A 14,330-nucleotide genomic window follows, 5' to 3' on the forward strand; every position below is an offset into this window, starting at 1 on the left:
ACATTAGTTAATCTACCACTAGGTGGTATACCACTCAATGCCCTGCAGGTCCCTTCCTGACCAGCGACAGGCAAGGCTGATTTATTCCGCGCATTTCGTAGGAAACGGATCGGTGAGCATTCATCGCCCCCTGGAGGACTTCTCTCAAACCCAACTGATCATTAAAGTCATGGCTCCCGCCGCCGATAACCTTCTTTTCCCCGTCACGGATGATTTACATGTTCCGCCCTCTGCTTTCCGGTATTGGCCTGCTGGCCATTGCCTGCGCCACCCAGGCCCAGGCCGTCTCCACTCCCGAACAACTGCTGACCGAGTTCTCCCGCTGCGACGCGAGCTTCTTCGAGGGCCTGCGCGATGCGCGTTTGCCGGCCGGTACGATTCGCCTGGGTGATTACGGCAAGGTCAAGGCACCGACTGTGATGAACCCCTTGCAGGAAGGTGGCAACTACCAGGCGTTCGAGAACCCGCTGATGGTCAACGGCGTGCGCATGGTGGGTTATTACAATCAGGCGCAGACCATCAAGGACGCCGGCAATTTCCTGTTCTGGGGATTCGTGGCCGACGGCACGCCAACTGAAGTGGCCGCCAGACTCAAGCCGCTGATCGTCGACAACTCGCGCTTCGTGCCGATGGGCAAGACTTTCACTCGCGCCGAGATCCGCCGGATCGGCGACCCTATCAACCAGTGGCGTACCGAAGGCCTGACCGGCCCGGGCGTGGCGACGCCGTTCGGATTCGTCGACCGGGTGTTGATGGTCGACAACGGCGACACCACCCCACCGCTGGGCGGGCACACCACCGTGTTCTGCTCGTTGCAGGGCACCGTCACCGCGCCGCTGTTGCAGGTGTATCGCCCTGACCTCAACGCCCATCTGCTGGACTGACAAGGATGTTTCTGATGAATGCTCGTTTCACCGCTCTGATCGCCTGCACGGCTCTTCTGGCAGGCTGCGCCGGGATGCAGAAACCGGTCAACCCGAACCTTGCGCACTGCCGCGCGCAGCTTCAGGCCTCCAAGGCCACCAACTACCCGCTGGTGTTGCAGGAAGGCGATCTGTGCCTTGAGAAAAACACCCTGTCCAACCCGATGCAGAGCCTGATCTACCTGGTGCAGGCCGATGCCTACGGCAATCTCAATCGCTACCCCGAGGCCATCGTGGCCAAGGAAAAGTCGATGCAACTGTCGGTCAAGCCCTCCCCTCGGGAATACCTTGACCTGAGCTACATGTATCGCAAGGCCGGCAACCCGAAAAAGGCGTTGCAACTGGTTCAGTACAACCTGGACAACAACCTGGGCGAAGCCGGCAAGGGCAATGGTTTCAACATGCCGACCTATTACCACCTGGGCCTGGCGCTGAACGACCTTGGCATGTATCGCGAAGCCGCCGAATCCTTCAGCACCGGGCTGCAACGCCAGCGGGATTTCGCCTGGGCGTACTATGCGCGTGGCGTTGCCTATGACCACCTGAACGACAAGGACGACGCCAGGGCCGACTTCACGACCTTCGCCAAGATCGTCGACAAGAAGTACGTAGAGGCAGAGCAGCGCACGAAGCTGGCCGAATACCAGATCGCACTGCCCTGAACGAAGGCGCAAGGCAGGCCCGGCGGGTCTGCCCTGCTGCTGTGGATTCGCCGGCCAATTCTGGCGCTAGGCACACTCTTTCGCGACTTTCCCGACCCCTGCGCCCAGCAGGCTGCGCTCATAGACGAATACCTTGCCGCCGCTGTTGGCCTTGTAGGCTTCGATCACGTTGTCCGCCGTGACTGAACTCGACATCACGATCTTGTAATGCCGCTGGGCCTGCGACAGCACCGGGCTCAACGAACGGCTTTGCAGCTTGGGCACCACGCAGGCGGTGTACTGTTCGGGCGTCTTGCTGGTTTCCAGCGTCAGCGTCGGCTCGTTTGGCGCAGACGCGCAACCGGCAAGCACAAGGGCACAAACCGCAGAGAAGGCGGAGGAAGTCAAAAGTCGCATGGGCGATATCCTGTGGACGGCCTGCCGATGGGCAGTGGCCTCGATATCGCCATTTTCCGGTTCTACCCGCAAAACAGAACTTTTGATTGTTGATGCTCACTATTACCGGCCGCGATAGTACCGGCTCATCACGCTGGACAGATCAGAGCTGTCGGCCACTGGATCTTGTCTTGGCAGGTGCTTCCCCTGCGTTAGCGAAAGACAATTGCGCTCTCATCTGCGCCACGAAACTGGATAACTCCCGGGACGATTCGAACCTCGAACGGGGAATGCCCCTGGCCGCCACGTTGAACCCGGTCGAGCGATCGAGCAGTTCGATGGAAACCTCACCACGCGAATCGATGGAGCACTTGCACTGGAGCGGCAGGAAGCTGCGCTCGATGATGTGGCGCAACTCAAGTTCAGACAGGGCCATGGACAAAACTCCTTGTAATTATGGTTAACGGGTATCCAGGGGCACTGCTGTGCCGGGACACCCCCATTGGTTGTAGCAGAGGTTCGTTGAATCAGCCGTATTTACGATGTCCGAATGTAACAGGACCTCGCTTCTGCCCCCAGGGCGTAGCAGCACGGCTTGCCGGCGGGCTGGCGCGCAGCGGCAGTAAACCCTGTGGACGCGGTCTGTCTGACACGACGCAGGTGTCTGATTCTACTGCTGCTACGCAGCAGCCCGCCGGCAAGCCGTGCTGCTACGGGTTCGGTGCTGGATGGAGTCTTCTCAGAAATCGAAACTCATCTGATCCAGGCTCTGCAGGTTGATCGTGCCGGGCAACACGAACGGCAGGATCGCGTCGGCAATCGGTTGCAGCTGGCGAGTGATGTAGTGGTCGTAGTCGATCGGGGCGCTACGGGCTTCCAGGGGTTCGGGACCAGCGACAGTGATGACGTAGCTGATCCAGCCGCGGTTCTGGTATTGCAGCGGGCGACCTTGCTGGCGGTTGTAATCGTCGGCGATGCGGGCAGCACGCACGTGGGGCGGGACGTTGTGTTCGTATTCGTCCAGCGAACGGCGCAGGCGCTTGCGGTAGATGAGCTGCTCATCCAGTTCCCCCGCCAGCGTGCGGCGCACATAATCGCGCAGGTATTCCTGAAACGGGCGACGCTGGAAGATGCGCAGGTACAGCTCTTTCTGGAACACCTGGGCCAGCGGCGACCAGTCGGTGCGTACGGTTTCCAGGCCCTTGTAGACCATCTCGTCTTCACCGTCGGCGCGGGTCACCAGGCCTGCGTAGCGCTTCTTGCTGCCCTCCTCTGCGCCACGGATGGTCGGCATCAGGAAGCGTTTGAAGTGGGTTTCGAATTGCAGTTCCAGCGCGCTTTCAAGGCCGAACTCGTTGTGCAGATGCTCGCGCCACCAGTCGTTCACGCCCTTGACCAGCGCCTTGCCGATCCGCGCCGCTTCCTCTTGCTCGTGGGGGCGCTTGAGCCATACGAAGGTGGAGTCGGTATCGCCATAGATCACCTCATAACCCTGGGCTTCGATCAGTTGGCGGGTCTGGCGCATGATCTGGTGGCCGCGCAGGGTGATCGACGACGCCAGGCGCGTATCGAAGAAGCGGCAACCGCTGGAACCGAGCACACCGTAGAAGGCGTTCATGATGATTTTCAGGGCCTGGGACAGCGGTGCGTTGCGTTCGCGCTTGGCGGCTTCGCGCCCCTCGGCGACGCGGGAAACGATGGACGGCAGGCAGTGCCGGGTGCGGGAAAAGCGCGCCCCGCGAAAGCCTTCGACCGAGTCCTGGTCGTCGGGGTGTTTCAGGCCTTCGATCAAGCCCACCGGGTCGATCAGGAAGCTGCGGATGATCGACGGGTAAAGGCTCTTGTAGTCAAGCACCAGCACCGATTCATACAGCCCCGGACGCGAGTCCATGACGAACCCGCCTGGGCTGGCCTCGGGCATGCGTTCACCAAGGTTGGGAGCCACGAAGCCCTGGCGGTGCATCAGCGGCATGTACAGATGCTCGAAAGCCGCCACCGAACCACCATTGCGATCAGCCGGCAGGCCGGTGACCGTGGCACGCTCGAGCAGAAAGGTAAGCAGCTCGGTCTTCTCGAAAATCCGCGTGACCAGTTCGCAGTCCTTGAGGTTATAGCGAGCCAGCGCCGGCTTGTCCTCGGCGAACATGCGGTTGATTTCGTCCATGCGCTGGTACGGGGTGCTGATGGCCTTGCCTTCGCCGAGCAGAGTCTGGGCGACGTTTTCCAGGCTGAACGAGGGGAAGCTCCAGGTGGCGGAGCGCAATGCCTCGATGCCATCGATGATCAGCCGTCCGGCGGCCGAGGCAAAGAAGTGATTGTTGCCCGCCCCGTGTTCGCGCCAGCCCATCACCTCGCCGTCGCGCCCCAGCCGCAACGGCACGTTCAGACGCCGGGAGTGTTCGTGCAAAACCCGCAGGTCGAACTGCACCAGGTTCCAGCCGATGATCGCGTCAGGGTCGTGGCGTGCCATCCAGGCATTCAAGCTTTCCAGCAGCGCTGCGCGGGTGTCGCAGTAATCGAAGGTGAAGTCCACCTGCGCAGCATCGCCATTGGCCGGGCCGAGCATGTACACCTGACGCTCGCCGCACCCTTCCAGGGCGATGGAGTACAACTCGCCGCGCTCGGTGGTTTCGATGTCCAGAGACACCAGTTTCAAGCGTGGGCGATAGTCGGGAGCGGGCCGCATCTGCGCATCAACCAGCAGGCCGCTGGCATCGGGCGTGCCGCTGAACTCCACCGGCGCGGTGATGAAGCGCTCCATCAGGTAGCGCTCGGGCGGACGCACGTCGGCTTCGTAGACATCGACGCTGGCCCGACGCAGCTCCTTCTCAAGGTTCATCAACTGGCGATGCTGGCCGGTGTAGAGCCCGAGCACCGGTCGATGGCGGAAGTCGCAGAGTTCCAGCGGCTTGAGCTGGACATTGCTTTCCTGGCGCAACACCACCTCGGCCCGCTCGCGATGCTGCGCAGGAATGAACGCCACGGACGTCTGCAACGGCAGGCGCACGCGGCGCGGGCCGCTGTCAGTCGCCAACCAGAATTCGACCTGGGTGCCCGCGTCGGTGTCGCGCCAATGCCGGGTCAGGACGAAGCCCTGCTCTAGTTCCACCTGTACAACCTCGAAAACCTGCTTTCAGGAAGTGGATTCTACGGGGATCGGCGGGCAAACGCGCGCCGGTTTGGCTTTCCCGGAGGCGGATGCGGTGGAACGATGCCCCGTCACAGGGTTCACAGCAAAAGCGTTCACACCTCTGAGGGATCCAGCATGCTCGTCCGACGCACCACCCTGGCGGCCGCCGTCGCCACTTCACTCTTCTGCTCACTGGCCCTTGCGGCCGACCTGCCCGCCGACCAGCTCCTGAACAAGGCCCAAGCCGAACAGAAAGCCTATCTGGCCACGGTCAAACAACTGGTGGACATCGACACCGGCACTGGACAGGCCCCTGGCCTGAAGACGGTCAGCGCAGTGCTGGTCGATCGCCTCAAGGCGCTGGGCGCAAGCGTTCAGACCACACCGGCCACGCCATCTGCGGGCGACAACATTGTCGGCACCCTTAGAGGCAGCGGCTCGAAAAGCTTTCTGCTGATGATTCACTACGACACAGTTTTCGGCCCGGGGACCGCTGCCAAACGGCCGTTCCGGGTGGACGCCGAACGCGCCTACGGCCCTGGCGTGGCCGATGCCAAGGGCGGCGTGGCCATGGTTCTGCATTCGCTGAAACTGCTCAAGGATCAGAACTTCAAGGACTTCGGCACCATCACCGTGCTGTTCAACCCGGATGAAGAAACCGGCTCGGCAGGCTCGAAGAAACTCATCGCCGAGCTTGCGCGCGAGCATGACTATGTCTTCTCCTACGAGCCACCGGACAAGGATGCGGTGACCGTCGCCACCAACGGCATCAATGGCGTGTTCGTCGACGTCAAGGGCAAGTCGTCCCATGCGGGCTCGGCGCCTGAAGCGGGTCGCAACGCGGCGATGGAACTGGCCCATCAACTGGTCCAGCTCAAGGACCTGGGCGATCCGGCCAAGGGCACGACCGTGAACTGGACCCTGATAAAGGGTGGAGAAAAACGCAACATCATTCCTGCCAGCGCGGCAGCCGAAGGTGACATGCGCTATTCGGACCCGAGCGAGTCGGACCGGGTGTTGGCCGATGGGCAGCGGATCATCAAGGACAAGCTGATCGACGGCACCGATGTGACCTTCCGGTTGGACAAGGGCCGGCCGCTATTGGTCAAGAACCCGGGCAGCGAAGACCTGGCGAAAACCGCCCAGGCGCTGTACGGCAAGATCGGCCGCACCATCGAACCGATCGCCATGCGCTTCGGCACCGACGCCGGTTACGCCTACGTCCCCGACAGTCAGAAACCAGCGGTGCTTGAAACCATGGGCGTGGTCGGCGCCGGCTTGCACGCCGATGACGAATATTCCGAGCTTTCCAGCATCGCACCCCGCCTTTACCTGACCGTGGCAATGATCATGCAGTTGTCCAGCGCAAAATGACCCTGTAGCAGTCCGGCTTGCCGGCGTGGCGTACCCAAGACCGCCCCGCCGGCAAGCCGTGCTGCTACGGTGCTGGGGTGATACACAGATCCCGTGAACAACCCAAATCCCGTAGCAGCCGGGCTTGCCCGCGGGGGCGTACTCAAGACCGCTATCGCCGGCAAGCCGGACTGCTACGGGTTGTGTGGCGAGCATGATTTCGGGTCAATAACCCACCCCCAACACCCCCGACACAGCGGCGACGATCTGCTCGACGTCCGACTCTTCGATGATCAACGGCGGCAGCAGGCGGATGGTCTGGCCGCGGGTGACGTTCAGAAGTACGCCGTATTCATGGGCGGCGATGTGGGTCAGGTCGCGGATGGGGCGGGCCAGTTCGATGCCGATCATCAGGCCCAAGCCGCGAATCTGCACCACGTCCGGATGCCCCGCCAGGGTTTCGCGCAGACGCGCCAACAGTCGCTCTCCCTGGGTTGCGGCATTCTCCAGCAGGCCTTGCTGCGCAACGATGTCCAGCACCGTGCAGCCAACGCGACAGGCCAGCGGGTTGCCGCCGAAAGTGCTGCCGTGGCTGCCCGGGGTGAACAAGCGCGCCACCGCGGTCGTGGCCAGGCACGCGCCAATGGGAATGCCGTTGCCCAGTGCCTTGGCCAGGGTGACCACGTCCGGCACGATACCTTCGTGCTGAAAGGCGAACCAGTGTCCGGTGCGGCCTATGCCGGTCTGGATTTCGTCGAGGATCATCAGCCAGGCGTTATTGCTGCAATGAGCACGCAGCGCCTTGAGATACCCCGGCGGTGGCAGCATCACGCCGCCCTCCCCCTGAATCGGCTCCAGCATCACCGCGACGATGCGTTCGCCGTACACCCTGCTCGCCTGGCGCACCGCTTCAATATCCCCGAAAGGCACTTTGACGAATTCCCCGGAGAACGGCTGAAACCCCAGGCGCACCGAACCGCTGTCACTGGCCGACAACGTGCCCAGCGTGCGGCCATGGAAGGCGTTTTCCATGACCAGTATCAGCGGCTGTTCGATGCCTTTGGCCCAGCCATGCAAACGCGCCAGCTTGAGTGCGGTTTCGTTGGCCTCGGCCCCGGAATTGTTGAAGAACACCTGCTCCAGCCCCGCCAGGCGGGTCAGCTTCGCAGCCAGGCGCTGTTGCCAGTCGATCCGGTAATGGTTGGAAGTGTGCAGGAGCAACCCGGCCTGCTCGCTGATTGCCGTCACCAGCTGCGGATGGCTGTGCCCGACGTTGGTCACGGCCACGCCCGCCATGGCGTCCAGGTACTGGCGACCGGTCTCGTCCCAGAGGCGCGCGCCTTCTCCTCTGGCAAAGCTCAGGGGCAGCGGTTTGTAGGTGTTCATCAGGCAGGCGGCGGTCATCTCGATTGCTCCATCACAGTGGGTGACGTCAGTATCGTTAGCCCGATATGCTGTATAAAGATGGCATTTCTTGAGTGACTTTAAAGCTGGAGTGGCTAATGGATGTGTTCCAGGCAATGACGGTATTCGTGAAGGTGGTGGAAAGCGGCAGCCTGACCGCCGCCGCTCGGCAGTGCGAAATGTCGACGACCATGGTCGGCAATCACCTCAAGGCGCTGGAGCAGCGACTGGGCGTGAGCCTTTTGCAGCGTACGACCCGTCGCCAGAACCTGACGGAATTCGGCACGCAGTACTACCGCCGCTGCCTCGACGTACTGGCGCTGGTCAACGATTCCGAGCGCATGGCCGAACACATCCAGACCCAGCCCAGCGGCACGTTGCGCATCACTGCTCCTCCAGCTTTTGGTGCCGAGCGCCTGTCGCCGATGCTCAAGGATTTCATGGACCAGTACCCCCAGATCAAGGTCGAGGTGGTGCTGAGCAACCAGTTGATGGACCTGATCGAGCACGGCTTCGACGCCGCGATTCGCTTGGGGATGCCCGAATCTTCTGCGCTGATCGCCCGCCCCTTGCGGGATTACACCCTGACCATCTGCGCCTCGCGCGATTACCTGGAGCGCCGTGGCACGCCGCTGAAGGCTGCGCACTTGTGCGAGCACAATTGCCTGGCGTTCGCCTACCCGGCCGGGGACGACTGGCGGGCCACCGACAAGCTGTGGAAACTCACGGGGCCTGAAGGAGTGATCGAGATTCCGGTGGCAGGCTCGATGATCGTCAACAGCTCGCCCGCCTTGCGCCAGGCGGCACTGGCGGGCATGGGCATCGCGATGTTGCCGGACGTGCTGATCAGCGAGGACTTGCAGGCGGGCAAGCTGATACCCCTGCTGCAGGCTTACCGCCCGCCTAGCCGGCCCATGTGGCTGATGTACGCCCAGGACCGCTATCGGCTGCCCAAGGTCCGGCATTTCGTGGACAGCGTGCTGGCGACATGGGGCAAATGATGCTCAATCCCGCTCAGCCACCGCGATCAGATCCATCTCGACCGTCGCATTCTTGGGCAACTGATACACCCCCACCGAACTGCGGGTATGGGCGCCCGCCTCGCCGAACACGAAAAACAGCACCTCGGACGCGCCGTCGGCCACTTCGCTGTGCTGGGTGAAACTGTCGGTGCACTGCACGTACATCGTCATGCGCAGCACCCGTACGATCCGATCCAGGCTGCCGACGCTGCGCTGCAACAGTGCAATGGCCCGCAGCGCGCTGATCCTGGCGCCCTGTTGCACAGCTTCCAGCGTCACATCACCACCGGCGCGCCCGGTCACCACCACCCTGTCGCCGACCCGGGGGATCTGCCCGCTGATGTAGATCTGATCCTCATGGCGCACCAACGGCACGTAGTTGCCACCGATCTTGATCTCGCCGTCGAAGTCATGACCGGACTGGGCGCACAGCTGTTTGAAGCGAGCATCACACGACATTGTCAGCCTCTGTTGTTCGAAGAATGGGTGAGCTGGATCATAAACCCTGGTCGCACCGTTTGAGAGTTCCGCAATTCTCAATTGATGACAGACATGTCGGGTATCGACAGACAGAAATGGTCCCCGAGCCCCCTGCCCCGTAGAGTCATTCCAACGCTAATCAAATGAGTCGAGGTTGGAAATGTCACGCGCCATCAAATTTCATCGCTTCGGCAAAGCCGATGTGCTCAGTTGCGAGGAGCAGCCTGACCGTTTGCCCGGTCCACAGGAAGTGCTGGTTCGTGCCGAAGCCATCGGCATCAGCTGGGACGATGTGTTGTGGCGCCAGAACCTGGCCCTGGCCAAGGTGCAATTGCCAGCCGGTATCGGCAGCGAAATGGCCGGTATCGTCGAGGCCGTGGGCGCCGACGTCACCGATCTGCAAGTGGGTGACAAGGTCGCCAGCTTCAAGGCCATGAGCGCCAACGACTACCCGGTCTGCGGCGATCACGTGCTGGTGCCGCGCAACGCCCTGACCCGCTATCCCGATGCATTGACGCCGGTCGAAGCCAGCGTTCATTACACGCCGATGCTGCTGGCCTACTTCGCCCTCGTCGATCTGGCGCGGGTGCAGGCCGGGCAGACGGTGCTGGTCACCGACGCGGCCTACAGCCCAGGTATCGCTTTCGTACAACTGGGCAAGGCGCTGGGCCTAAGGGTTATCGCGGCGACTGAACATGCCGAGGACCGCGAATACCTGTTGGCCAATGGTGCCGAGCGGGTGATCGTGACCGAAGAGGACGACATTTGCCTGCGCATCGACGCGTTGACCAAGGGCAAGGGCATCGAAGCGGTGTTCGACGGCTACGGTGGCATGCACATGTCGCGGCTCGGTGACGTGCTGGCGCCCCGTGGCAGCCTGGTGCTGTATGGCCTGCGCGGCGGCAACACCACGCCCTTCCCGGCGATGCAGGCCTTTCGCAAGAACATGCGCTTCTTCGTGCACTGCCTGGAGAATTTCACCGGCAAACCGGAACTGGGCATCGCCCAGGACAGCGAGGCCATGAAGCGCGCCCTGGACACGATCAACGAGCTGACCGTCAAAGGCCTGCTCAAGCCGGACATCCATCGCACCTGGCCCTTCGAGCAGTTCGGCAAGGCGCACAACCACCTGGACGAAGATCCGGTGCGCGGTCGGGTGGTGCTGCGGGTACGCTGAGGCGTCCTGCGCAGGCTGCGCCCTCCCAACATCCTGCAACAGTTCGCGCCCGGTGCCTTCATTGACCGGGCGTTTTCGTTCGGTAACGTGATCCCTGGACTTTTCACGCGGCCGTGCTTTCCGCGCGCCGCCATTACGTCAAGGAATGACGACATGACCAGCACCTCAAGCAATCCCCCTCTGCACCTGAACTGGATGGCGCACACCCCCGGGCTGGAAAGCCTGCGGGTCGATGAGCTGATTTTGCCAGGCACCCACAACTCAGGCAGCGACAAGCAATCACCCAACCTGGGCGTCCTTCAGGAGTTCGCGCAGGACGTCCCGCCCCACGAACAGCTGCGCCACGGCATCAGGGTGCTCGACCTGCGCGTCAGGTTCTACTCCTCTTATCCCGAAGGCGACGCCAGGCGCTTCCAGGTCTTTCACCTGACCTCATCGGGCAGGACGGTGGCTGTCGATATCCTGCAGCGTACGCGGGAGTATTTCGCCGAACTGGAACAGGACGGGAGCAAGGCTCGGGAAATCGTCATTCTGGATTTTCATCAGTTCGACAAGTTCACAGCGCAAGCCCATGAAGAGCTGCAAGCCTTGATCTATACCGGGCTGGGCTCCAGGCGGCTGCCCTACGCCTTGCGCGGACAGACCCTTGCACAGCTCTGGAACGAACACCCGGGCAAGAACGTGGTCGTGGCCTATAACCACGGATCGGCCAGTCATGAATTGTGGCCGGGCGTCAAGCAGTGCTGGCCGGGGGAAAACCTGTTCAACACCAACACACTCAAAGCGTTTGTCGACAGGATTGGCAAGGAGAGCAAGCGCGACTTCGAGCTCAAGGCCGTGCAGTGCGCCAAGTACTCGCTGCCCTTCCACGCCCCTACGGACTTGAGCAACAAGATCGATGAGTGGTTCAAGTCGGTGGATGAAAACAGCTACATCCAGAACTTTTTCATCATCAACACTGACTGGTCGTTGCGCAGCAATATCGTCGCCAACTGCCGGCACGCCAACCAGATCCGCAGCGCGCTCAAAAAGACTGACCCGGACGGCCGACTGCAACCCAGCCGCCGCCCGATCAGCAGCGTGTGATCAAACCCTGCCGGGCGATGCGCGTCAGGTGTCCAATCACCGACTCGGCGCGCTCGGCGCTGGGTGCCTGAATGACGGCCAGGTCGAACTGGTCGTTTGCGAACCGGTCGAGGGGCGCGTTGGCTTCGATGAATTTGATGAGAAATGCGTGGGGGCCGTTCTGACGACGGGGCCAGCCGTCCAGATAACGCAAGAGCGTCGGCTGGTGGGAACCGCCCAGGAGAATCTTCGGATTGCGACGAACGAATTGGCCGGCGATGGGTGCCAGACGAATGAGAGGGCGCGGGTTGGCGTGGCTGCTCATGGTGTAGTTTCTCTGCCTCAATGTTCCGCCGGGCAGGTGAGAGGCAACACCGAACCAGCGCTTTAGCGGTATTTCGATGGCGTTTTCACGACATCAGGCGCCCCGCAAGTAGCTGTTTAAATCGGCGCATGAGCGGCATCCTAGAGAAGCCGCAGGGGAATTGTCAATTCTGGATGTAGGCAATACTGGGAATTGATACCTGTAGCAGCACGGCTTGCCGGCGGGGGCGATCTCAATGACGCCCCCGCCGGCAAGCCGTGCTGCTACAGGTGGAACTTGCTGCTTACTTCGCGGCAATCAACCGATCCAGCGAAACCCGGCCTGCCCCTTCGAACAGCACCGCAACCGCCGCACCCAGGAGTGCCAGGCCGAACTCGTAACCGTTGTTGGCCATGAACAGACCGTTGTGGATGTGCACCGAAAGGATCGCCACCACCAGCATCACGATCAGCACCACCGCCGCAGGGCGCACCAGCAGGCCCAGGAACAATGCCAGGCCACCGAAGAACTCGGCGCTACCCGACAGCAACGCCATCAGGTAACCCGGATTCAGACCCAGGCTCGCCATGTACTGGCCGGTGCCTTCCAGGCCGTAACCGCCAAACATGCCGAACAATTTCTGGCTGCCGTGAGCCATGAAGATGATGCCCACAAGGATGCGCAGGACAGTGATGCCGTAGCCGGCGTTGGTGTTGAACAGCGATTTGATTTGAGCGTTCATGGCGTTTAATTCCATTTGGTAAGAAGAAGTGGCGCCATCATAATCGAATCATCAAATATGAAAATCGCAAAAATCCCACCATAAACATCGAATTAATCGATCAGTCTCTGGAAGCCACTTTACGTTGTGAAGGACTCTCCAGCGAACTGCGCTCCTGGTCATACGCCAGATAGTATTTGTTCACACTATTAACGTAGCTCACCACGCCCATCCCCACCTGTTCCATCGCCACGCGCTCGACCTGGAAGAACCACTGGTTGGGGTTCAGCCCCTGGCGCTTGGCCTGGGTGCGCATCGCCTGCACCCGCTCCGGGCCCAGGTTGTAGGCCGCGAGGGTGAACGCCATGCGCTCGCGTTCGTTGATCCTGGGGCTTGAAAAGAACTTGCGGCGAATCATTGCCAGGTATTTGCTGGCCGCCTGCACGTTGCCGTCCACATCACGGATGTTGCCCACCCCAACCCGCTGGGCTGCCGATGGCGTGATCTGCAACAGGCCCGTGGCACCGCTGCCGCCCTTGGCGCCCGGATTGAGCTGGGATTCCTTGAACGCCAGGGCGGCCAGGTCCAGCCAGTCCATCTTCTGTGCGTCGGCGTGGCGTTGCAGGGTCGGGCGCAGTTTTTCCAGGCGCTGGCGATCCTCCCGAGCCAAGGGGTAGTGCACACGATAAAGGTCCTTGTAGGCCTTCTGGAACGCGACATCCTGGTTGGCCGGCGCCTGCCAGGTTTCCAGGAAACGGTCCACCGTGGCGTGCAGCATCACCGCGTCCTTGCGCACGAACCACTGCATGTCGCCGTTGCTCAGGGCCACCGAACGGTCGACCCGCAGCTTGGGCATCACCTTGGCCCAGCGCTCGGCAATCGGTTGTTCGACCACCGTCAGGTGATAGATACCGGCCTGAACCATTTCCAGCACATCCTCCACCGCCAGGCTCGGATCGACCCATTCGACCTTCACCGGCGCCAGCTTGTGCAATGCCAGTTTCTGGTTCAATTGCACCACCGCCTGGTTGGCAGCGCTGCCGGAGGTCAGCATCAGGGTGCGCCCGGACAATTGCTCGGGGCGCTTGAAACTGCGCTCGCCGCGCACCCCCACCAGCACCAGCGGCACACCGCTGACCACCGCATTGGTGGGGTCGACATACTTGGCCGCGCTGGCGTCGAGCAACTCGCCGGGAGCGACCAGATCGCCTTCGCCACGCTGCAGGGCGGCGAGCAACTGGTCCTTGGCCTTGGGAATCAGCTTGAGGGAGACCTTCTGGCCATCACGGGCGTGGCCATTGAGATACTTTTCGAAGGCTTGCAGGCGACGGTATTCGACACCGATGGCCTCGCCCTGCACTTCGCCGGAACTGTTGCGGCTCTGATTGACCAGCACCCTCAGCACCTTGCTGCTGCGGATCGCGGACAGGTCACGAACCTGCGATTTCTTGATGACCACCGGCGGCCCGGCAGTGTGTTGCGTCGCATCGGCGAGAGACGGCACCAAAAACAGGCACAGCAACGTGAGCATGGGGGCTCGAATCATTGAAGCTCCGGAAAAATGCCGAAAAACGGACTTGAAGCCTGTGACGGACAGCCGCGCGAGCTGCGCAAGGCGCAACGGCCTGCGACGTCACAGGGAATTAAAATTGTTAAGCAGTTGAACCCGCTTGTTTTTTTATCGCTTCAAACGCTCTGGTATTCTTCTGGGCCT

At 61.7% G+C, this 14,330-nt stretch carries 14 protein-coding genes; 6 read left to right on the plus strand and 8 right to left on the minus strand.

Translation table 11 applies throughout. The features are described 5' to 3' along the window. The first annotated feature begins 218 nt into the window (after window positions 1–218). Both ACIPO9_RS12425 and ACIPO9_RS12430 read left to right on the plus strand, forming a co-directional pair. Window positions 219–884 (plus strand): hypothetical protein, encoded by a 666-nt coding sequence (locus tag ACIPO9_RS12425; RefSeq protein WP_400781172.1) that lies wholly within the window; start codon window positions 219–221, stop codon window positions 882–884. A gap of 14 nt (window positions 885–898) precedes the next feature. Continuing rightward, a complete protein-coding gene (locus ACIPO9_RS12430) occupies window positions 899–1,585 on the plus strand; it encodes a tetratricopeptide repeat protein (RefSeq protein ID WP_400609330.1) in 687 nt (228 codons plus the stop codon). Window positions 1,586–1,651: 66 nt separating this feature from the next. Here the strand turns inward: ACIPO9_RS12430 and ACIPO9_RS12435 are convergent, their stop codons facing one another. The 3 genes from ACIPO9_RS12435 to ACIPO9_RS12445 all read right to left on the minus strand — a co-directional run bounded on the left by ACIPO9_RS12435 (window position 1,652) and on the right by ACIPO9_RS12445 (window position 5,069). Next, window positions 1,652–1,981 carry a hypothetical protein gene (locus ACIPO9_RS12435; protein ID WP_400609332.1) on the minus strand — a complete coding sequence of 110 codons (330 nt, stop codon included), beginning with the start codon at window positions 1,979–1,981 and terminating at the stop codon, window positions 1,652–1,654. Window positions 1,982–2,123: 142 nt separating this feature from the next. Next, the gene (locus ACIPO9_RS12440; protein WP_274133729.1) at window positions 2,124–2,396 is read right to left on the minus strand and encodes a DUF1652 domain-containing protein; all 273 of its coding nucleotides are present in this window, start codon (window positions 2,394–2,396) and stop codon (window positions 2,124–2,126) included. 303 nt (window positions 2,397–2,699) lie between these two features. Next, a complete protein-coding gene (locus ACIPO9_RS12445; RefSeq protein ID WP_400781174.1) occupies window positions 2,700–5,069 on the minus strand; it encodes a DNA polymerase II in 2,370 nt (789 codons plus the stop codon). 156 nt (window positions 5,070–5,225) lie between these two features. Here ACIPO9_RS12445 and ACIPO9_RS12450 point away from each other — a divergent pair, with 156 nt between their 5' ends. Next, window positions 5,226–6,464, plus strand: a complete 1,239-nt coding sequence (locus ACIPO9_RS12450; protein WP_400781176.1) for a M20/M25/M40 family metallo-hydrolase — start codon at window positions 5,226–5,228, stop codon at window positions 6,462–6,464. Window positions 6,465–6,668: 204 nt separating this feature from the next. On the opposite strand, the gene ACIPO9_RS12455 is transcribed toward ACIPO9_RS12450, so the two are convergent. Then, the gene (locus ACIPO9_RS12455; RefSeq protein ID WP_400781177.1) at window positions 6,669–7,847 is read right to left on the minus strand and encodes an aspartate aminotransferase family protein; all 1,179 of its coding nucleotides are present in this window, start codon (window positions 7,845–7,847) and stop codon (window positions 6,669–6,671) included. A 98-nt stretch (window positions 7,848–7,945) separates the two neighbouring features. Here ACIPO9_RS12455 and ACIPO9_RS12460 point away from each other — a divergent pair, with 98 nt between their 5' ends. Continuing rightward, window positions 7,946–8,848 carry a LysR family transcriptional regulator gene (locus ACIPO9_RS12460; protein ID WP_400781179.1) on the plus strand — a complete coding sequence of 301 codons (903 nt, stop codon included), beginning with the start codon at window positions 7,946–7,948 and terminating at the stop codon, window positions 8,846–8,848. A gap of 3 nt (window positions 8,849–8,851) precedes the next feature. Here the strand turns inward: ACIPO9_RS12460 and ACIPO9_RS12465 are convergent, their stop codons facing one another. Beyond that, a complete protein-coding gene (locus tag ACIPO9_RS12465; RefSeq protein WP_400781180.1) occupies window positions 8,852–9,328 on the minus strand; it encodes a RidA family protein in 477 nt (158 codons plus the stop codon). A 181-nt stretch (window positions 9,329–9,509) separates the two neighbouring features. On the opposite strand from ACIPO9_RS12465, the gene ACIPO9_RS12470 reads away from it, so the two are divergent. Together ACIPO9_RS12470 and ACIPO9_RS12475 are read left to right on the plus strand one after the other, a co-directional pair. Next, on the plus strand, window positions 9,510–10,526 hold the full coding sequence (locus ACIPO9_RS12470) for a zinc-dependent alcohol dehydrogenase family protein (RefSeq protein ID WP_400781181.1): 1,017 nt from the start codon (window positions 9,510–9,512) through the stop codon (window positions 10,524–10,526). 153 nt (window positions 10,527–10,679) lie between these two features. After that, window positions 10,680–11,612: a hypothetical protein gene (locus tag ACIPO9_RS12475; protein WP_400781183.1), complete on the plus strand. Its 933-nt coding sequence runs from the start codon at window positions 10,680–10,682 to the stop codon at window positions 11,610–11,612. On the opposite strand, the gene ACIPO9_RS12480 is transcribed toward ACIPO9_RS12475, so the two are convergent. From ACIPO9_RS12480 to ACIPO9_RS12490, 3 genes are all read right to left on the minus strand, one after another. Continuing rightward, window positions 11,599–11,916 (minus strand): class I SAM-dependent methyltransferase, encoded by a 318-nt coding sequence (locus ACIPO9_RS12480; RefSeq protein WP_274133721.1) that lies wholly within the window; start codon window positions 11,914–11,916, stop codon window positions 11,599–11,601. The two genes, ACIPO9_RS12475 and ACIPO9_RS12480, sit on opposite strands and share 14 nt — an antisense overlap. Window positions 11,917–12,199: 283 nt before the next feature. Continuing rightward, complete coding sequence (locus tag ACIPO9_RS12485; RefSeq protein WP_274133720.1) at window positions 12,200–12,637, minus strand: DoxX family protein; 438 nt, start codon at window positions 12,635–12,637, stop codon at window positions 12,200–12,202. 100 nt (window positions 12,638–12,737) lie between these two features. Next, window positions 12,738–14,162, minus strand: a complete 1,425-nt coding sequence (locus ACIPO9_RS12490) for a transglycosylase SLT domain-containing protein (protein ID WP_400781185.1) — start codon at window positions 14,160–14,162, stop codon at window positions 12,738–12,740. Window positions 14,163–14,330: the final 168 nt, after the last annotated feature.

Origin of the sequence: Pseudomonas sp. NPDC090203 (assembly GCF_044746765.1) — a bacterium.
In the GTDB taxonomy this organism is placed as follows: Bacteria; Pseudomonadota; Gammaproteobacteria; order Pseudomonadales; family Pseudomonadaceae; genus Aquipseudomonas; species Aquipseudomonas putida_AD.